This window comes from Lentibacillus jeotgali (assembly GCF_000224785.1).
Lineage (GTDB): Bacteria > Bacillota > Bacilli > Bacillales > Amphibacillaceae > Lentibacillus > Lentibacillus jeotgali.
In genome coordinates, this window is sequence record NZ_AGAV01000015.1 from 361,785 (window position 1) to 379,422 (window position 17,638).

Genomic DNA, 17,638 nt, shown 5'->3' on the forward strand with positions numbered 1-17,638 from the left:
TACATATGGCATTTGTGGGGAATATCAAGGTTCTGTCAATAAGTTAAAATATCATATGCGCAAAAAGCGTAATGATCGGCAACGTTATAATTGTCCGCAGCAAAAAGATAACAAATAGATCTATTAACGAAACCGGTACTTTGGAGCCAAGCAAAAGTCCACCGACCTCTGACATGTAAATCAGCTGGGTGACGGATAATGCTGCAATAATGAACCGGGTGATTTCCGCTTCAATCGATGCCCCGATCACCGCCGGCAGGAACATATCAGCAAATCCGATTAATATAGTCTCGGACGCTGCCTCTGCATACGGCACCTGCATCAATTCAAGGAGCGGGATAAACGGCATTCCGAGCCAGCTGAAGACAGGTGTGAATTCAGCAATAATCAGTGCAATTAGACCAAATGCCATGACAATTGGTGCAACACCCATCCACATATCAAGAATGTTTTGGCTGCCTTCTTTAAAAAACTTATAGACACTTGTTTCTTTTCCCGCTCGGTCCAGCGCTTTTTTGTAACCGAATGTGAAAACGTTGTAACCTTCAGGGATTTCTTCGTCAACACCGCCCGCCGAATCGCTAACGTACGTATCCGCCTTTCGTGATAATGGCGGAATCCGCGGCATTATCAGTGCTGCGATTAATCCCGCGAAGATAACTGTCAGGTAAAAAGGAACAAACATATGCCCAAGTCCGACTTCACTGATAATGACAAGGGTGAACGTAATTGAAACCACAGAGAATGTTGTCCCAATAACCGCAGCTTCACGTTTGGTGTAGTAGCCTTCCTCATACTGTTTACTGGTCAGCAGCACCCCGATCGTCCCATCACCGATCCATGAGGCAAGTGAGTCGATCGACGACCGTCCTGGAAGTTTAAATAATGGGCGCATGATTTTGGTCATCAGTGTGCCGAACAATTCGAGCAGCCCATAATTCATCAATAATGGCAAAAACAATCCGGCAAATAAAAAGACAGCAAACAAAACATGCAATAAATCGCCCAATAAAAGCTGACCTGTATTCGCCCCATGCACAGCCTCAGGACCAAGCCGGAAGAATACCATAACAGCAAAGATCGCCGCTGCCACACGTGTTATCGTCCAAAATGTGCTTTTGTAAAACAGCTCATGAAAAAAAGGTGTTCCGGAAAATGCATCAGGCCCCTTTATTTTGGCGATGACCGTCAATAGTGCCGTCAGAACAATGATAATCGTCATAATAGCAGAAAGATGCCCCGAAAGCGCGGTCTGAACCCAGCCGGCTAAAACAGCAATCGGAATGGTCATGCCATCGCCGGAGCTGACCGGCGTCATGAACAGGAAGATCCCCAAAAGGGACGGGATAATGAACCTTAGATGGTCACTTGTGTTATACGGGTTATGGTTCATGATTTTCCCCCTCTCAAACCTCTTTTTCTTCATTATATCGGAAGTGATGGCGACTGACTACATGAAATTGGAATTGTATTATTTTTAATTAGTAGTGCGTGTTCAAAAGAGAGGATAACAAGCCAACGTCGAAATTCGATGTGTCATAGTTACCGGACTTTTTGAACACCCTTTAGTATTCATATTTGAATCAGCAGTTGAATATATTTAACAGAGCATGTCCGATTGCAGGACAAAAGGATTCGTTTAACTCAACAGAGAGAAGGGAAATGTAAAAATGAATATCAGCGGTTTGCAAAACTCAAACCGTATATGGGATCATTAAAATAAAGCTTGCGTTTGCGTGTGTTTTTGGTTATGTTGATTAAAACGTCAGTGATATCAAATAAAAAGAAAAGGAGTGCTGACCATGAGTGATTTTCTGAAAAAAGGCTTTCTCCTGGGTCTTGGTGCAGCCGTTACCGGAAAAGAAAAATTGGATAAACGATTGAATGAAATGGTTGAAAAAAACGAACTAACACAGGAGCAGGCAAGGACGGTCATGCGTAATTTTATGGATAAAGGCGAAATGAAAACAGATGAGTGGAATACCAAACAATATGAACAAACGCAGAAAATGGCCAAAGATCTCGGCATTGCAACGAAAGAAGATATAAATGAACTGCGTGCTCGGATTTCTGACTTGGAAAGCCAGTTGGAGGAGCAAAAGCAGCCGGAACAGTAAATTGTTGAAGTTTGTCGGTTATCTGTATATTTTGTAAATTTTAACTTTTAGTATTGATTCCCTGGCGGATTAGCAGTACAATAAGGTTAACATAAAAGCAGTGTACGCTATTCCGCCTTAACGGGAAGTAAGACTCCGCTTCAATCGTTCATGAAAACACGGAAAGATACGTGGGGATAACAGCCCGTAAAGGTCCGGTTCGTTCAACTAACATTCAGTGGGAAAAGAATTGAGGGGGCTCTCAGCGTTATGGAAAGCTTTTTGCAGGTAAGAGAAAGTACAGAAGAGCAGCTGGGCAGGAAACTTTATGAACGTGAGCTTGTCTTTCTGCAATGGGTTTATGAACGCTATACTGAAGAAAACGAACAGCAGGTAAACATTAGTCTTTAATAATATAGGAAGTGAAAAAGTCTTGGAACCGGCCAAGGCTTTTTGTATGGCCAAAAATGAGTTCGTGTTATACTGACTGATGTGAGTTATGAAAAAACTGCGTGCTGATTTTTATCATAGGAGCGTCTATCTGCTAAATCCACAAAAAGGAGAGGTCATGATGGCAGTTGCGACAGACACGATACTTAGAAAAATACAGCGGGAACTGACGGAAGCCCAGAAAATGGCTACTGATGAAACGGCAGTGAAAAAACATGCTGCAAATATCCAGCTTCTTTGTGAGTTATTAACGGATGAACAGTCTGTCCTGGAATCTGAACCCAATGTGACAGACCGTGAGTTGAAAGCGATGATGGGAAGTGAAGCGGTTAAGCGTCAGCCGGACCCCGCACACGATTCGATTGATCATGACGGTGCTAACGGAAAGTCTCTTTTTGATTTTTAACAGCCGAGAGAAGAGGTGGATATAAATGAAATTGTTTTTAGTTCTGGGAGCGATTAATGGGTTTTTAGCCGTTGCTCTGGGTGCATTCGGGTCACATGGGCTTGAAGGAAAGCTATCTGAAAAGGCCTTGGGTACATGGGATAAGGCTGTCAATTATCAAATGTTTCACACGATGGCTTTATTGGTGACCGGTTTACTGCTTGCTAGACTGCAAAGCGGCGGGATGACCTGGGCCGGCTGGTTGTTCTTTATCGGCATTGTCCTGTTTTCCGGCAGTCTATATATCTATTCAGTCAGTGGCATCAAAACGTTTGCCATGATAACACCATTCGGCGGAGTAGCCTTTTTAATCGGCTGGATTTTGCTAGGGTATGCTGTGATAAAGTATTTGTGAATGTGGATTTGAAATTGCATTTTACACCTGCAGTGGGGACTATAGTGAGAAAAATAGGATTGTAGCCAAAAGCATCAGCATTCCTGCTTTGGCAACCTGTTTAATGCCTTCGGTAGAGCGGTTGGTGTTAAGAAGAAAAAGTCCTTCAGAAAATATGCTGAAGGCGAGCAGATATACACACAACAGCATAATGATCACATACCCCTGCACGATGGCAATCAGCCCGATTACGACCGCGAGTGCCAAGGACAGCAGTTCTATGCGTATGTATTTTTCATATGGATTGTGCATAACAATTGCCCCTTTTGTGTGTGAAAACATCCAAGCGCCCGATGAAGCCGGGCGCTTTCTTTTATTAGGTTTTGAGCGAAGACATATCGGTTATCTTGGCGGGGTTTGCGATATTTGCCCGTCATTACCATACGGGTACTGATAATTCAGTTCCTCTTCAAACGTGACATAATCCAGATAGACCATTAAGAGCAGATATCTTCTGCCAGTTTGCGGGTCCCGTAAGATAATATGATCTCTCCCGGCTGCCTCAACAATTCCCCGGAAAACTTGCGCATTCCATTCCTCATTGTTTTCAAACGTCATATAGACCGTGGCGCGTTTACCTTCATTCAGCCGCAGAATGTTTTCAATGTAAGATTGTTCCATCGGCAGCATACCCTGAGCATTTTGAGCCTGTTGCTGCATTTGTTGTTGCTGATTTTGCGGCGGCGTCGTCTGTCTTGAATCGTAAATAGGATAGTACGCTGGAGATGACTGCGGATAATAGTAGTAGGGATATGGCTGATACGGATAGTAGCTGGCGTACGGATAGTTTGTGTTGTCTTTCTCACTCATGAAAAAAACCTCCTATATAGAATTAATATACTTTTGTACATTACGAAAATACTTCATTTTTTCAAGTTCATGATGTTATGGTCTACTGGATATATATATGAAAAGAGAATGAAATTGATGACAGGTGCGGAGAAAAAAGTGTGGGTTTGTTTTTTTAGGGAAGGGAGACAACTGTCTGTATACTAAAAATCAGCGGGAAATAGCGCCCCGCTGAATGAAGTTTCTTTAAACTTTTAAGTACGCATCAATATCTTCTTTAGCCAGATGGTTGCCGACGAAAAACGCGCCAAATTCGCCGTAGAGAGCGCTCACTTCGTCAAAGCGCATTTCGTAGACGATTTTTTTGAGTTGAATCACGTCGTGGGCGAACAGCGTGACACCCCATTCCCAGTCATCGAAACCGAATGATCCGGTAATGATCTGCTTGACTTCGCCGGCATATTGACGGCCAGTTTTCGAATGTTCATAAAGTAGTCTCGCCCGTTCTTTGAAATTAAGTGAATACCAGTTTTCTTCTCCCTGACGGCGTTTGTCCATTGGGTAAAACGAGACATGCTCCCATTTCGGCAGAATCGGATAGAGCCGTTCACGTGTCTTCGGATCATCTGCCGAGCTGTTGCCGCTGTACTGCGAAAGTTCCACAACGGAGACATATGAGTAGGCCGGGCGCAAAAACTCGGCAAATTTGGATTTATTGAATTCTGTTTCGATATCAGTCAATTCGTTCATCGTCGGACGTAAAAACATAAACATCAAGTCAGCTTTCTGTCCCACAATTTTATAAAGTACATGACTGCCGTTTTCGGCTTCTTCCACTGCTTCCCATGTCGTTAGCAGATTTTTGAATTCGTCAATTGCCGCCGTCCGTTCTTCATCCGACACTGCTTTCCAGGACGTCCAATCAATGGTACGCATGTCGTGGAGACAATACCAACCGTCCAATGTTTTTACTGCTTCAGCTGCCATAACTAATCTCTCCTTTATTGAAGTAGGGTCATATTCATATTGGGTGAAATTGTTTATTGAAATCGGCCTTTAACCGATTTCTCTCATGCTGAGCCCGGCGTTGGTTGGGTAGATCGTTATCCGGGTGATATTGTTTCACGTTTTAACTATATCACATTTAGGGTACGATAAGCATGAATCAGGGTGTTTGTCATGTTTCTGTCAAAAAGGCATAACACCCAAATGTTTGTGTTTTCAGGATTAAATAATTCACGTATCATAGAGGGCAGGAGGTGCTCCCGATGAGTAATCTTTTTGAGGAAATAAAAGATCAGCTGGCAAATGCTGATAAAAAAATTGTTTTTCCCGAGGGGCGCGATGAACGGATTCTGACAGCTGCCAGTCAGCTGGGTGCATCCGGCATTGTGACACCAATACTGCTTGGTGACAAAGGAGAAATAAAACAACAAGCGGAATCGGCAGGCGTTAATGTGTCAGCATGTGAACTGATCGACCCGCATGACTTCCCGGAATTTGATGAGATGATTGATGTGTTTGTCAAGCGCCGGAAAGGGAAAGTCACAGCTGATGAAGCCCGCCAGACGCTCCTGGATGAAAATTATTTTGGAACGATGCTTGTCTACATGGACAAGGCGGACGGGCTTGTCAGCGGTGCGGCTCATTCGACAGCTGATACCGTACGCCCCGCATTGCAGATCATTAAGACGAAAGAAGGGGTTAAGAAAACATCCGGCGTCTTTATCATGGTCCGCAACGATGAAAAATATGTGTTTGCCGATTGTGCTATCAACGTGAATCCTGACAGTCAGGACTTGGCTGAGATTGCTGCTGAAAGTGCCAATACGGCTAAACTGTTCCGTGTTGACCCGCGGATTGCGATGCTTAGTTTTTCCACGAAGGGCTCTGCCCAATCTGAAGAGACCGAGAAAGTGGTAAATGCGTTAGAGCTGGCGAAAGAGAAAAACGCATCACTTGTGATCGACGGTGAATTCCAGTTTGATGCAGCCTTCGTGCCGAGTGTCGCGGCCAAAAAGGCACCGAACGCCGTAATCAAAGGTGATGCCAGTGTCTTTATTTTCCCGAGTCTTGAAGCGGGAAACATCGGTTACAAGATCGCCCAGCGGTTAGGTGAGTTTGAAGCAGTCGGCCCGATTTTGCAGGGTCTGAATAAACCGGTCAATGACCTGTCACGCGGATGCAGTTCCGAGGATGTCTATAATCTCGCGCTGATTACAGCGGCACAGGCGTAATACGAGCGTACAGCATAAGGCTGTGCGCTTTTTTGATGGGTGCTTAATTTGCGTGCCGGAATTCTTACGTCGATAAACCACCAGATTGCCTGTATGACAAGATATAATCATATCCTCCTTTTAGGCAATGTTTAAATTAAATGAATTTTGAATTGTTAGATTAGAGCTAATCATGTAAAATAAAGCCATTAAACTTTTCTACACGTTTTGAAAGGGGTGCGGCAATGGAGCCGAGTCAGTCAGGTAACACGCATGTAGAATCACCGAAGAAAAGGAAGATATCATATGTCGGTCCCGGTCTGGTTGTAGCCGTGGCCGGGGTCGGCGCAGGGGACTTGGTGGCAGCCCTTGTGGCTGGTGCTGACTTTGGCCTGATGTTAATTTGGGCTGTTATTTTAGGTGCGTTTCTAAAATACATCTTAAATGAAGGCGTTGGGCGCTGGTACTTGGCAACCGGGCAAACCATCTTACAAGGATGGCGGTCCTTGGGAAGCTGGGTTTCAGGCTATTATGTGGTCTATGTTGTCCTATTTGGGCTTATTTATGGCGCTGCCGTGACGTCCGCATGCGCTCTGTTTATCTCTGCGTTATTCCCGGTTCTGCCTGTTTGGGGATGGGCCCTCATCCATGCACTGATTGGGCTTGCTGTAGGATGGTTCGGGGGCTATCAAAAATTTGAACGCATTATGCAATTTTTTGTTATTGTCATGTTTATTACCGTCGTTGGTTCTGCGCTATTTGTCTTGCCCAACATCGGCGAATTAGCGAACGGTTTAGTGCCCCGGATGCCGGATGGATCTTTTTTACAGACGCTGGGTTTGATTAGCGGTGTCGGCGGGGCTGCTTCCATTCCTTATTACTGCTATTGGATACGCGAGAAAAATTGGCAGGGCGGTTCGTGGATTTCCGTTATGCGCCTTGATTCAGCCGTTGCTTATATTATAACCGGTATTTTCTGTTTTGCGCTTATGATTGTGGCTTACCAGTTTTTGTATGGAGCAGGCATATCGATTTCGGGGAATGAAGGTCTTGTCACAATGGCCGAGATTTACGGTGAAAGGTTTGGAGCCGTCGCAACTTGGCTGCTGTTGATCGGTTTTTGGGCAGCTGCATTTACATCCTTGTTGTCTGCTTGGAACGGACTTCCGTATATATTTGCGGATTTTGTTCAATTGTTAAAGAACAAAGATAAAAATTCAAATCGTGATATTTCTGAAAAGGATCCTGCTTATCGCGCATACTTGCTTTGGCTGACATTTCCATCCATGCTGTTTCTGTTTATAGATGACCCGGTGTTGCTTGTTTTGATCGGATTGGCATTCAGCGCAACCATCCTTCCTTTTCTTGCAATAACGCTGATGCTGTTATTAAACTCAAAAAATGTGGAAAAGGTTTATAGGAATGGTGTGGCCAATAATCTGATTTTAGGCGGAATTATTGTTATCTTTGTAGTGATGGCAGGTATCGAATTATACAACTCTTTTTAAGTATTAGATGGTCACAGTCATGATAAGGAGATGAGTTGAATGGGTATATTTGCAAATGATGCTTTAAAAGGGGAGCATGTCCTGGTCACTGGCGCAACGGGTGGCATTGGCTCTGAAACAGCAAAGGTACTGGCAGAGATGGGCGCATCTATCACACTGACGGGACGGCGCGGGAATATATTAGAAGATTTGGCTGCTGAAATTCATGAAGCCACGCCTGATGCTAACGTATTCACCCATACGGCGGACATCGCAAATGAAGAAGAGCGCAATGAGCTGGTGAAAAGTGCTGAGAAGGCGTATGGACCGATCACATTACTGGTCAATAATGCCGGGATTTCCGGCGGCGGCCCTGTTGGGCAACTCGAACAGGAGGACATGGAACGGGTCATGCATCTGAATTACACATCAGCCGTTCTGCTGACACAATTGATTTATGAATCAATGAAAAAGCAGCAGCGAGGCGCAATTGTCAATGTCACGTCATTATCCGGCCTGCGCGGAACATATGGCGGAACGGCTTATGCGGGATCAAAATTTGCTATGACCGCATTTACGCATTCGATGGCGCTTGAAGCGATCGAACATGGTGTGCGTGTCAACGCGGTCAGCCCCGGATTTGTCGATACGGATATGGGGAGGTCATCCGCTCAGAAAAAAGCAGACCGAAAAGGCGTTTCACTTCAAGAAGTTATTGAGGATTCGATTCCATCGGGACGCATGACTAACCCACGGGAAGTGGCCAATACAATCGCCTTTCTATTAACCGACGCTGCAGAAAACATTGTGGGTGAGTCTGTGAAACTGTCAGGCGGCAGTGTGTTGCGCTGAGATGGAAGTTACAAAACATGGGCGGGAGTCATCATAACATGGACGCGAAAACGAAAACTTGATCCCTAGAAAACAATCTTCGTCCCGAGAATGAAAATTTCTGCCCGTGGGGAGGGGACTTCTGCTCGAAAATCAAAACTTCAGCGCGAGAAATTAAAATTCCGCCAAAGCGCCTCTCCAGCCATGTAAAATACTCACTGCATCTTGGAAACATCCTCATTCCGCTTCACCATCAGCTCATACCGCTTCTCAAATTGAATGAGCTCTTCATCAGAAAAATCGTCTGTAACAATCCGGTCGCTCACATCCCTGATCCCTTGCAGCACGCGCTCTTTCATCGCATCTACCGTCAACGCCACATCAAGCAATTCTGATAAAGAAGCCATCACTGATGGGTCAACGTCCGGATAGTCAAATTTCGTTTCCTCACCTTTTTTGGCGACATCGTAAAAATCGCGAATTAGCCGTGCACGCTCGCGGCCTTTTCCCTCAACATCAAGATAAATCTGGATCGCAGCACCGTCCTTGACTCGCCGCTGTGAAATGCCGGCAAATTTGCGACCGTCGATGCTCAGGTCATAATCACCGGGGCAATATGAGCTGGTAATTTCATATGCTTCAATCTCGTCTGTTAAGTCCTGCAATATGTAGCGGATGAAACTTACCATCGCTTCATAGCAGTCATAAATGGAGATACGCTTCATATCGGACAGAACGAGTGAAATATTCAGCACCCCGGCATCAAGTGCAACAGCCAGACCGCCGGAATTCCTGACTATCGTCTGGTAGCCGCGGTCAACGAGCAACCTGACCCCATCCTCCAGGTATGGCAGCCGTGAGTCGGGAATGCCCAGTACAACCGTATCCGGATGGACCCAAAGACGGACTGCGGGAACGGCCTCTTCACTGTAAGCAAACAATGACAACACATCGTCAACAGCAAACGACGTCAGTGCGGTATATGATTTTCCGTGGAAAAAACTTTTTTTCGAGTGGTCCAGATAACGAAATCGCCTGTGTGCGACAACATCTTTCCAATTTTTCATAGGTTGCTCCTTTAATGACATCTTTTATCCTAGGGGTAATTATTATATAATATATGATAACATTGTCGAAAGAAACGGGTTGAAAAGATGCCATATAAAGACGAGCAATTACACGAAGAAAAAGTATTCAAAGACCCGGTACACCGCTATGTTCATGTTCAGGACCGGGTGATCTGGGATCTGATTGCTGCACCTGAATTTCAGCGGCTGCGGCGGATTAAGCAGCTCGGGACATCATATCTGACATTTCATGGTGCCGAACACAGCCGTTTCAATCATTCGCTTGGTGTTTACGAGATTGTCCGGCGCATTATCGGCAACTTTGAGGACCGGGATGACTGGAATGATGACGAACGGCTTCTTTGTTTATGTGCGGCACTGCTGCATGATTTGGGACATGGGCCGTTTTCACATTCATTTGAGAAAGTGTTCAAATTAGACCATGAACACTTCACCCAGCAGATTATCCTGGGGGACACGCGAATACATACAATTCTCGAGCTTGTTGAGCCGGGTTTTTCGCAAAAAGTGGCTGACGTGATTGACAAAACATATGAAGATAAACTGGTTGTCAGTCTGATTTCCAGCCAGATTGATGCTGACCGGATGGATTATTTGCAGCGCGATGCTTATTTTACCGGTGTCAGCTATGGTCACTTTGACATGGAGCGGATTCTAAGGGTAATGCGGCCGATTGAAGATCAGGTTGTGATTAAATCAAGTGGCATGCATGCGGTTGAAGACTATATCATGAGCCGCTATCAGATGTACTGGCAGGTTTATTTCCACCCGGTTACACGCAGCGCCGAAGTGATTTTGTCGAAAATCCTTCATCGGGCCAAGTACTTATTTGAAAACAACTATACATTCAAATTAAAGCCGTTCCATTTTGTTTCATTCTTTAACGAGAATGTCGGTCTTGCGGACTATTTAAAACTGGATGAATCGATCGTTTTCTATTATTTTCAGCTGTGGCAGGAAGAGGACGATGAGATATTGCGGGACTTGTGCGAGCGATTCATGAACCGGCGTCTGTTTAAGTATATTGAGTTTAATCCAAACCAGCAGATGAATGAATGGATGGAACTGTATAAATTGTTTCAGAAGGCTGGGATTAATCCCGATTATTACTTGGAAGTTGATTCGTCCTCAGACCTGCCGTATGATTTTTACCGGCCGGGTGAAGAGGATGAGCGATTGCCGATAAATCTTCTGACGCAAGACGGGAGTCTGAAGGAACTCTCGCGAAACTCCGATATTGTTGAATCCATTTCCGGGAAAAAACGAACCGATCACAAGCTGTATTTTCCGGCTGACATTTTGAGGGGACTCAGCAATGATGACCCAGTTAAGAAACGGATAATGGAACTTTTGGACTTTGAGCAACACCTGGAAGGAGAGGGAGAAAATGCTGACTAATCATGCCAGACTTATGCAATTTTTTTCGGAAGCAAATGATATCACCGGGCGAAAAAAGCTGCAAAAAATGATTTATATTCTGCAGAAGTGCCACCTGCCGTTTGAAGAGAAATATCAGTTTCACTTCTATGGACCCTATTCGGAGGAGCTTTCCCTAAGAGTTCAGGAATTGTGCAATCTCGGATTTATTTCCGAGGAGAAGCAATCGGTGCGCAATTATATTCAATATTATTATCAGCTGACTGATGACGGGAAGGCATTTTTGGATCAGTTTCAATTGGATATGCCGGATATGTCAGAGCAGATAGACCTGCTGAAAGCGAAGAGCTCACGCTTTCTTGAACTTGTTTCCACCATGCTTTACTTTGAAGGGCTGACGATGGAAAAGCTGACTGAAAAAATCCACACCGTCAAGCCGAAGCAAAAGTATACGAATGCAGAAATAGATGAAGCATTTCAGTTCATCCCTCATCTAAGAGACATTAACCCGATCCAGTGAGCATTGGATGAAAAACGCTTTCGTGATATGCTACAATAAGAACCAAGAACAATTCAGGAGGGTTCTTGTAATGGCAGATCAATCTTCCAATCAGAAGAAGAGCAATCAATTTACAATTATAAAAGACGATCCGAATGACGGGCATGGCGGCTACGGTATCGGATCGATCAGTCTTGAAAATATGTCATCTGTTATAATCGATCCAAATGACGACCGTGCCTTTGTCGATATGGGCGCGATGCATGCGCGCAGCGAGGTTGAGCGTCGGGTGAAGTTCCAGAATGACAGAGAGGTTGTCAAGAATGGCAAACGCTATTGGATTGTTTGGGTTACAACTGAAAAAGGCGAAAACGGACCGTATTTTGCAGGCGTTGGGGCCAGTGAGCTCGTTGTTGACCGGTCAATTAAACGTGCATATAAATCAATGCCGGAACATGTGAAACATATGGAGAAATCATTAAAAGGAAAAATTGTGGTTGAACATATGGACGACCATTCCAAAAAACTATTGCGGGATTTTCTCGCTGATTTTGAAGGCGGCGACATGTGGAGAAATTCGACAGATGAATTGAAAGAGGCTTTGGCGGTAGAATAACAGAGCATTCAGCGGGCATTCCCCGCTGAATTTTTTTGCATGTAAGGAGGCAGGGACAAAAGACCCTCCACTGAAATGTTACTTTACTCAGTTCCACAGAAAGTGAACATTTTGTGACTTATTTATGAACAATCAATTAAAATCTTGTACTTTCAATGGTAAATTTGTAAAATATGTGTACATGGGCTAACTCATGCATTACTAGGACACAAAAGGGGCTGACTTTTTCACGGAAGTCGGCCTTTTTTGTTGCAGTTCAGCCGAAGACAGAAGATCCCCGCAACTGGCTCAGCCCCGGTCATGTGGAAGTGTCTCACAATCAAAACAGCGCATCAAATACTTTATCAAACAGACCCCGGTCATCTTCCTGCGGCGACTTTCCATTACGACCGGGTTCTTCCTGTTCACCCGGCATATGAATGGTGCAGTGGCCCTCAGGCTCTTTGCCCTTTTCAAAATACATGACACGGCTTGCGTCACAATAAGGTGTAGCGCGTTTACCGCTTGCAGGGTCAATCGCCACACCGACCACCCCTGGCGGCACATCAAATCTCTGTCCATCGGTATTCTGATGGGCATCTTCCATGAATGAGGCCCATATATTCTTTGAATAAGCTTCTTCTGCTGCTTTTGTTATTTGTTTGTTATTGTCATACCCTGTCCAGATACCGGTGACAAGTGACGGGCTGTAGCCGATCATCCAGCTGTCGCTCTCGGTTGTACCTGACTTTCCGGCATAAGTTCGGCTGAGCTGATTGGCGATAGTTGAACCTGTGACCGACATATAGCCATCAAGTGACCGGTCGAACATACCGGTCATCAATTGTGTTAAAACAAAAGTCGCTTGCGGATCAAGCACCGGATCGCTTTCTTTTTGCTCCCTTTCAAAAACGGTATTGCCATGCCTGTCAACGATTTTTTCTATCGTATGGCTGTCAATTTCATAGCCGCCATTGGCAAGCATCCCGTAGCCTGTCACCATATTTTCCAGTGTGACCGTTGCGGTGCCCAGTGCAAGGGACGGGACAGCCGGCAGATCACTGGTGATGCCGAATTTCTTTGCTGTATCAACCAGTTTTTCCGGTCCGACAGATAAATTGGTTTTGACGGCATACACATTATCGGACAGTGCCAGAGCCTGGGCGAGTGTTATTTGCTCATTCGCATAGTAACCATTATAGTTACTTGGTTGATAAACCTCGCCATCTTCAAGCTTGAATGCGGTCGGTTTGCTCATCAGCATGGTTGTCGGCGTGTAGCCATTGTTCAATGCTGTGTAATATAAAAATGGCTTGAAAGCGGACCCGGGCATTCGTTTTGCGTTCACCGCCCGGTTGAATGGGCTTTCTGTATAATCCTTACCGCCAATCAGTGCACGAATCCCCCCGGTATCCGGGTTCATGGCTATAGCGCCAACTTCAATGCTGCTGCCCGCTCTTATTTCATTTCCTGTATTTTTTTTAAGCTGATTTTGCAGACGGGTATCGAGCGTCGTATGGATTGTGTAGCCGCCTGAGCGGACTTTTTCCGTATCGAGCTCCAGAATCCTGGCTGCTTCTTTTAGTGCTGAATCCTGAAAATACGGTGCGACCGATACTTTTTCGCGATCTTCCGGTTCGGTAAAAGCCAGATTTTCTCTTGTAGCCAGTAAATGCTCCTGTTCCGTTATTTGGTCATTTTCAAGCATTAAACTTAAAATCTGCTGCTGACGGTTCTTCGCATTTTCCTGGTCATTGAACGGTGAGTAATATGACGGGCCTTTCGGAATGGCAGCAAGCATTGCAGACTCAGCAAGGGAAAGTTCACTAGCAGATTTATCAAAAAAATGCCTGCTGGCCGCCTCTGCCCCATAAGCGCCATGTCCATAATAAATGGTGTTTAAATAGCCTTCGAGCAGCTCGTCTTTTGAGTAATACATCTCCAGCCTTACCGTATAAAAAGCTTCCTTCAGTTTGCGTGCCCATGTTTTTTCATGTGATAAAAACAGATTCCTGGCATACTGTTGGGTCAGCGTGCTTGCCCCTTCTTTCAAGGATAAACTTTTTAAATCAGATAAAGCTGCCCCGGCAATCCGCTTCAGGTCAAAACCATTATGGCTGTAAAAATGCCGGTCCTCAATAGCGAGCGTCGCTTCGATTAAATGCGGTGACATCTCCTCAAGCTCGACCCAGTACCGGTTTTCCGCACCGCTTTCTTCTCCGATTTTTTCGCCGTCCACGCTGTAATAAACTGTGTTTTGATCATTGGTGAGCTCCGGCGGCCCCAACAGAAAACTGACAAAATAGACCCCGACCACGAAAAGGAATCCGCACGCCAATAAGCCAAGCGGAAGAATATAGAACAGCCGATGTTTTTGCCCGTTTAAACGAAATAATGATTTCATATAGTTAGCCCCGTTTACGACATAATCATTAATTCCAGTATGGGAAAAAACAGCACGGATTAAACCCGTCATGTTATAAGTTTGCAGCACTAAATGATGACAACTTTTATAAAACCTTTCAGTCTTTAAATTGAAATCGTCAGGGTTTTATCGCTATAATAGGTAATCATATCAAGCAGGAGCGATTCCGATGAAAGGGAATTCGAAACAAGTCGCTGTCGAGCTGAAGACAGCTATTGAAGATAGCGGCCAGAAAGAATACAATACAGTCAGGGAAACGGGTCAGCTTTATCAAAAGGCAAACATGGATGTGCTGACTTATACTGAAACGGCAGATGATGGATCGTCAATCAGCAATATGATGACGATCCATACAAATAAAGTAAGTGTCAAACGCACTGGACCGGTTCAGATGCATCAAACATTTCACGAACAAAAGCTGTCGGAAAATGTTTTCCAGCATCCACACGGGAATATACATATGGAAACATTTACGAATGCGATAGACTATCAGATGTTGACTGCACAGCAAAACGGTGTGCTCACCATTGATTATACTGTCAGGCTAAACGGGCAGGAGGAACGAGAGCATCAGCTGACATTAACGATTCGACCTAAGGAGGATTCCCAATGAGTAATGTACTGTCACAAACCGAAGAAACACTCAAACACGAGATCACGGCAGCAGTCCTGAAGGCAGAACTGGCCGGGGAGGACGAACTGCCTGAAGTCGTCCTTGAAAAGCCCAAGGAAAAGGCACATGGTGATTTTGCAACGAACATTGCCATGAAACTGGCAAAAATCGCTAAAAAGGCACCCCGTCAGATCGCTGAAGCTATCACCGCAAATATTGACGAGTCGAAAGCGTCCGTTGAGAGGGTGGAAATCGCCGGTCCGGGATTCATAAACTTTTTCATGAAAAATGACTTCCTCGGCGCCCTGATTCCCTCTATCCTGGATGCGGGTGAAGCTTACGGCCGGTCCGATTTCGGAAATGGTGAGAAGGTTCAGGTAGAGTTTGTCTCTGTGAACCCGACCGGTGATCTGCATCTTGGCCATGCCCGTGGCGCCGCATATGGCGATGTTTTTTGCAACGTGCTGAATGCAGCGGGTTATGATGTCGAACGCGAATATTATATTAACGATGCCGGGAATCAGATTGATAATTTGGCCATATCGGTTGAAACCCGTTACCTGGAGGCGCTTGGATATGATGCCGAGATGCCTGAGGATGGCTACCGCGGTGACGATATTGTCAGCATCGGGGAGGATCTTGCCAAAGAATATGGCGATAAATGGGTGAATGTGGACAGACAGGAGCGTCTGACATTCTTCCGGGATTACGGATTGGATATTGAACTCGGCAACCTGAAAAAAGATCTGGCTGATTTTCGCGTTAATTTTGATAACTGGTTTTCCGAGCAGTCTTTGTACGATAATAACAAAGTGAAAGAAGCCATTCAGACACTGCGCGATGGGGGCTATGTCTATGAACAAGACGGTGCGACATGGTTCCGCTCCACCGATTTCGGTGATGACAAGGATCGCGTGCTGATAAAGCGGGACGGCAATTATACGTACTTAACACCGGATATCGCGTATCATAAGGATAAGCTTGAACGCGGATTTGATAAAGTCATCAACGTATGGGGCTCCGATCATCATGGCTATATTTCACGGATGCAAGCAGCGATCCAGGCGCTCGGTTATTCGGCTGAAAAATTTGCCGTCAGAATCATTCAGACCGTCAATCTGTTTGAAAACGGAGAGAAGGTCCGCATGAGCAAACGGACAGGTAACGCGATTGCATTGCGGGATTTGATGGAAGAAGTCGGTGTTGACGCCACACGATATTTCTTTGTTATGCGCTCGAACGATACACAGTTCGATTTTAATCTTGATCTAGCGCGCTCCCAGTCAAATGATAACCCGATTTACTATGTTCAGTACGCCCACGCACGGATCTGCACAATGCTTGAGCAGGCCGAATCGAAAAGCTTTGTTGTGGGCGGAGAATTTAATGCTGATCTGCTGACGGCTGAGAAGGAAACAGATCTCCTGAAAAAATTGGGCGAATTTCCGCAGACAGTGGCCGATGCTGCCGTAAAATATGCACCGCATAAGGTGACACAGTACGCATTTGACCTGGCTTCACTGCTTCATAGCTTCTACAACGCGGAGAAAGTGCTTGATCCGGATAATCCGAAATTGACTAAAGCGCGCATCGCTCTGATGAAGGCAGTCAGGGTTACCTTGGCAAATGCTCTTGGCCTAATCGGCATCAGTGCACCGATTAAAATGTAATGTCTGCACTTGCAGGGGCAGTGAGCTCTTGCAAGTTTTTTATTAGCTTTCATTTCTTAACTTTCTATAAATCTGTTGACTGAATGATCATTCATAATATAAAGTAATAGTCATAATATAAATATAGGCGCCTGAAGTTTTTAGTTTCATTCTTTTCAAAATAATGCAATCGTTAACATTTTCCGTTATACTATACCAAAGGGGGAGCGAATGATGAACGCATTATTACTTATCAACTGGCTGGCATTCATTGCAATTGTCGCCTATGGCATATTCTTATTCGCTAAAGTCGTTGCCACTCGGGTTTCCTACATAAAAATGGGGAAAAAATCCGAGTTTGACCGGGACTTTAAAGAGCGTTTCCGGCGCATAGGGAAGATTGTCTTTGGACAGTCCAAGCTGTTGAAGGATAAAAAGTCCGGTACGATTCATGTCATGATGTTTTATGGCTTTTTACTCGTACAGTTTGGCGCGATTGACATGTTCGTTAAGGGATTGTCACCAGGCAACCACCTGCCATTCGGGATTCTGTACCCAGGCTTTACGTTTTTTCAGGAACTTGTGACACTCATGATCCTGGTGGCGGTCGTATGGGCATTTTACCGCCGTTATATCGAAAAGCTTGTCCGCCTTAAGCGCGGCTTTAAAGCGGGGCTTGTCCTA

18 protein-coding genes and 1 pseudogene are annotated in these 17,638 nt (G+C 45.1%); 13 read left to right on the forward strand and 6 right to left on the reverse strand.

Annotated elements, in window-relative coordinates; genetic code table 11:
* Positions 1-43: 43 nt before the first annotated feature.
* Complete coding sequence (locus ON01_RS13190) at positions 44-1,393, reverse strand: YjiH family protein (RefSeq protein WP_010531532.1); 1,350 nt, start codon at positions 1,391-1,393, stop codon at positions 44-46.
* A 409-nt stretch (positions 1,394-1,802) separates the two neighbouring features.
* Between ON01_RS13190 and ON01_RS13195 the strand changes: the two genes are divergently transcribed.
* From ON01_RS13195 to ON01_RS13205, 4 genes are all read left to right on the forward strand, one after another.
* The gene (locus ON01_RS13195) at positions 1,803-2,117 is read left to right on the forward strand and encodes a phasin family protein (RefSeq protein ID WP_010531533.1); all 315 of its coding nucleotides are present in this window, start codon (positions 1,803-1,805) and stop codon (positions 2,115-2,117) included.
* Between the two features lie 249 nt (positions 2,118-2,366).
* Positions 2,367-2,507, forward strand: coding sequence for a hypothetical protein (locus tag ON01_RS19560; protein WP_175284953.1), 141 nt, complete (start codon positions 2,367-2,369; stop codon positions 2,505-2,507).
* Positions 2,508-2,667: 160 nt separating this feature from the next.
* Positions 2,668-2,952, forward strand: a complete 285-nt coding sequence (locus ON01_RS13200) for a YwdI family protein (RefSeq protein ID WP_010531534.1) — start codon at positions 2,668-2,670, stop codon at positions 2,950-2,952.
* 25 nt (positions 2,953-2,977) lie between these two features.
* Positions 2,978-3,346: a DUF423 domain-containing protein gene (locus ON01_RS13205; RefSeq protein ID WP_010531535.1), complete on the forward strand. Its 369-nt coding sequence runs from the start codon at positions 2,978-2,980 to the stop codon at positions 3,344-3,346.
* 39 nt (positions 3,347-3,385) lie between these two features.
* Here ON01_RS13205 and ON01_RS13210 read toward each other — a convergent pair whose 3' ends face one another.
* The 3 genes from ON01_RS13210 to hemQ form a co-directional block, all read right to left on the reverse strand.
* Positions 3,386-3,637 carry a hypothetical protein gene (locus ON01_RS13210; RefSeq protein WP_010531536.1) on the reverse strand — a complete coding sequence of 84 codons (252 nt, stop codon included), beginning with the start codon at positions 3,635-3,637 and terminating at the stop codon, positions 3,386-3,388.
* Positions 3,638-3,727: 90 nt separating this feature from the next.
* Positions 3,728-4,195 (reverse strand): spore coat protein GerQ, encoded by a 468-nt coding sequence (gene gerQ / locus ON01_RS13215; protein WP_010531537.1) that lies wholly within the window; start codon positions 4,193-4,195, stop codon positions 3,728-3,730.
* A 225-nt stretch (positions 4,196-4,420) separates the two neighbouring features.
* On the reverse strand, positions 4,421-5,161 hold the full coding sequence (gene hemQ, locus ON01_RS13220; RefSeq protein ID WP_010531538.1) for a hydrogen peroxide-dependent heme synthase: 741 nt from the start codon (positions 5,159-5,161) through the stop codon (positions 4,421-4,423).
* A gap of 281 nt (positions 5,162-5,442) precedes the next feature.
* Here hemQ and pta point away from each other — a divergent pair, with 281 nt between their 5' ends.
* From pta to ON01_RS13235, 3 genes are all read left to right on the forward strand, one after another.
* Positions 5,443-6,411: a phosphate acetyltransferase gene (gene pta / locus ON01_RS13225; protein WP_010531539.1), complete on the forward strand. Its 969-nt coding sequence runs from the start codon at positions 5,443-5,445 to the stop codon at positions 6,409-6,411.
* A gap of 224 nt (positions 6,412-6,635) precedes the next feature.
* The gene (locus tag ON01_RS13230; protein ID WP_010531540.1) at positions 6,636-7,898 is read left to right on the forward strand and encodes an Nramp family divalent metal transporter; all 1,263 of its coding nucleotides are present in this window, start codon (positions 6,636-6,638) and stop codon (positions 7,896-7,898) included.
* A gap of 39 nt (positions 7,899-7,937) precedes the next feature.
* Positions 7,938-8,729, forward strand: a complete 792-nt coding sequence (locus tag ON01_RS13235; RefSeq protein WP_010531541.1) for an SDR family NAD(P)-dependent oxidoreductase — start codon at positions 7,938-7,940, stop codon at positions 8,727-8,729.
* Between the two features lie 194 nt (positions 8,730-8,923).
* Here the strand turns inward: ON01_RS13235 and ON01_RS13240 are convergent, their stop codons facing one another.
* A complete protein-coding gene (locus ON01_RS13240; RefSeq protein ID WP_010531542.1) occupies positions 8,924-9,775 on the reverse strand; it encodes a lipoate--protein ligase family protein in 852 nt (283 codons plus the stop codon).
* Positions 9,776-9,862: 87 nt separating this feature from the next.
* Between ON01_RS13240 and ON01_RS13245 the strand changes: the two genes are divergently transcribed.
* The 3 genes from ON01_RS13245 (at position 9,863) to ON01_RS13255 (ending at position 12,288) form a co-directional block, all read left to right on the forward strand.
* Entirely contained in the window at positions 9,863-11,194 is a 1,332-nt protein-coding gene (locus ON01_RS13245) for an HD domain-containing protein (protein ID WP_010531543.1), read from the forward strand.
* Positions 11,184-11,693, forward strand: coding sequence for a YwgA family protein (locus ON01_RS13250; protein ID WP_010531544.1), 510 nt, complete (start codon positions 11,184-11,186; stop codon positions 11,691-11,693). Before ON01_RS13245 ends, ON01_RS13250 begins: the two co-directional genes overlap by 11 nt.
* 70 nt (positions 11,694-11,763) lie before the next feature.
* Positions 11,764-12,288 carry a YwhD family protein gene (locus ON01_RS13255; protein ID WP_010531545.1) on the forward strand — a complete coding sequence of 175 codons (525 nt, stop codon included), beginning with the start codon at positions 11,764-11,766 and terminating at the stop codon, positions 12,286-12,288.
* Between the two features lie 319 nt (positions 12,289-12,607).
* Here the strand turns inward: ON01_RS13255 and ON01_RS13260 are convergent, their stop codons facing one another.
* Positions 12,608-14,671 carry a transglycosylase domain-containing protein gene (locus tag ON01_RS13260; protein ID WP_040912527.1) on the reverse strand — a complete coding sequence of 688 codons (2,064 nt, stop codon included), beginning with the start codon at positions 14,669-14,671 and terminating at the stop codon, positions 12,608-12,610.
* 190 nt (positions 14,672-14,861) lie between these two features.
* On the opposite strand from ON01_RS13260, the gene ON01_RS13265 reads away from it, so the two are divergent.
* The 3 genes and pseudogenes from ON01_RS13265 to ON01_RS13275 form a co-directional block, all read left to right on the forward strand.
* A complete protein-coding gene (locus tag ON01_RS13265; RefSeq protein WP_010531547.1) occupies positions 14,862-15,305 on the forward strand; it encodes a YwiB family protein in 444 nt (147 codons plus the stop codon).
* On the forward strand, positions 15,302-16,975 hold the full coding sequence (gene argS / locus ON01_RS13270; protein WP_010531548.1) for an arginine--tRNA ligase: 1,674 nt from the start codon (positions 15,302-15,304) through the stop codon (positions 16,973-16,975). The genes ON01_RS13265 and argS overlap by 4 nt, the downstream gene beginning before the upstream one ends.
* A gap of 213 nt (positions 16,976-17,188) precedes the next feature.
* Positions 17,189-17,638, forward strand: a pseudogene (locus tag ON01_RS13275) ((Fe-S)-binding protein); the annotation flags it as partial.

What these genes read in the sequence shown, in the direction of transcription:
- ON01_RS13260 (WP_040912527.1), bottom strand. Translation starts at nt 14,671, where the DNA reads ATGAAATCATTATTTCGTTTAAACGGGCAAAAACATCGGCTGTTCTAT.
- ON01_RS13195 (WP_010531533.1), top strand. Translation starts at nt 1,803, where the DNA reads ATGAGTGATTTTCTGAAAAAAGGCTTTCTCCTGGGTCTTGGTGCAGCC.
- ON01_RS13210 (WP_010531536.1), bottom strand. Translation starts at nt 3,637, where the DNA reads ATGCACAATCCATATGAAAAATACATACGCATAGAACTGCTGTCCTTG.
- ON01_RS13245 (WP_010531543.1), top strand. Translation starts at nt 9,863, where the DNA reads ATGCCATATAAAGACGAGCAATTACACGAAGAAAAAGTATTCAAAGAC.
- ON01_RS13265 (WP_010531547.1), top strand. Translation starts at nt 14,862, where the DNA reads ATGAAAGGGAATTCGAAACAAGTCGCTGTCGAGCTGAAGACAGCTATT.
- gerQ (WP_010531537.1), bottom strand. Translation starts at nt 4,195, where the DNA reads ATGAGTGAGAAAGACAACACAAACTATCCGTACGCCAGCTACTATCCG.
- ON01_RS13235 (WP_010531541.1), top strand. Translation starts at nt 7,938, where the DNA reads ATGGGTATATTTGCAAATGATGCTTTAAAAGGGGAGCATGTCCTGGTC.
- hemQ (WP_010531538.1), bottom strand. Translation starts at nt 5,161, where the DNA reads ATGGCAGCTGAAGCAGTAAAAACATTGGACGGTTGGTATTGTCTCCAC.
- argS (WP_010531548.1), top strand. Translation starts at nt 15,302, where the DNA reads ATGAGTAATGTACTGTCACAAACCGAAGAAACACTCAAACACGAGATC.
- ON01_RS13250 (WP_010531544.1), top strand. Translation starts at nt 11,184, where the DNA reads ATGCTGACTAATCATGCCAGACTTATGCAATTTTTTTCGGAAGCAAAT.
- ON01_RS13190 (WP_010531532.1), bottom strand. Translation starts at nt 1,393, where the DNA reads ATGAACCATAACCCGTATAACACAAGTGACCATCTAAGGTTCATTATC.
- ON01_RS13255 (WP_010531545.1), top strand. Translation starts at nt 11,764, where the DNA reads ATGGCAGATCAATCTTCCAATCAGAAGAAGAGCAATCAATTTACAATT.
- ON01_RS19560 (WP_175284953.1), top strand. Translation starts at nt 2,367, where the DNA reads ATGGAAAGCTTTTTGCAGGTAAGAGAAAGTACAGAAGAGCAGCTGGGC.
- ON01_RS13230 (WP_010531540.1), top strand. Translation starts at nt 6,636, where the DNA reads ATGGAGCCGAGTCAGTCAGGTAACACGCATGTAGAATCACCGAAGAAA.
- ON01_RS13205 (WP_010531535.1), top strand. Translation starts at nt 2,978, where the DNA reads ATGAAATTGTTTTTAGTTCTGGGAGCGATTAATGGGTTTTTAGCCGTT.
- pta (WP_010531539.1), top strand. Translation starts at nt 5,443, where the DNA reads ATGAGTAATCTTTTTGAGGAAATAAAAGATCAGCTGGCAAATGCTGAT.
- ON01_RS13200 (WP_010531534.1), top strand. Translation starts at nt 2,668, where the DNA reads ATGGCAGTTGCGACAGACACGATACTTAGAAAAATACAGCGGGAACTG.
- ON01_RS13240 (WP_010531542.1), bottom strand. Translation starts at nt 9,775, where the DNA reads ATGAAAAATTGGAAAGATGTTGTCGCACACAGGCGATTTCGTTATCTG.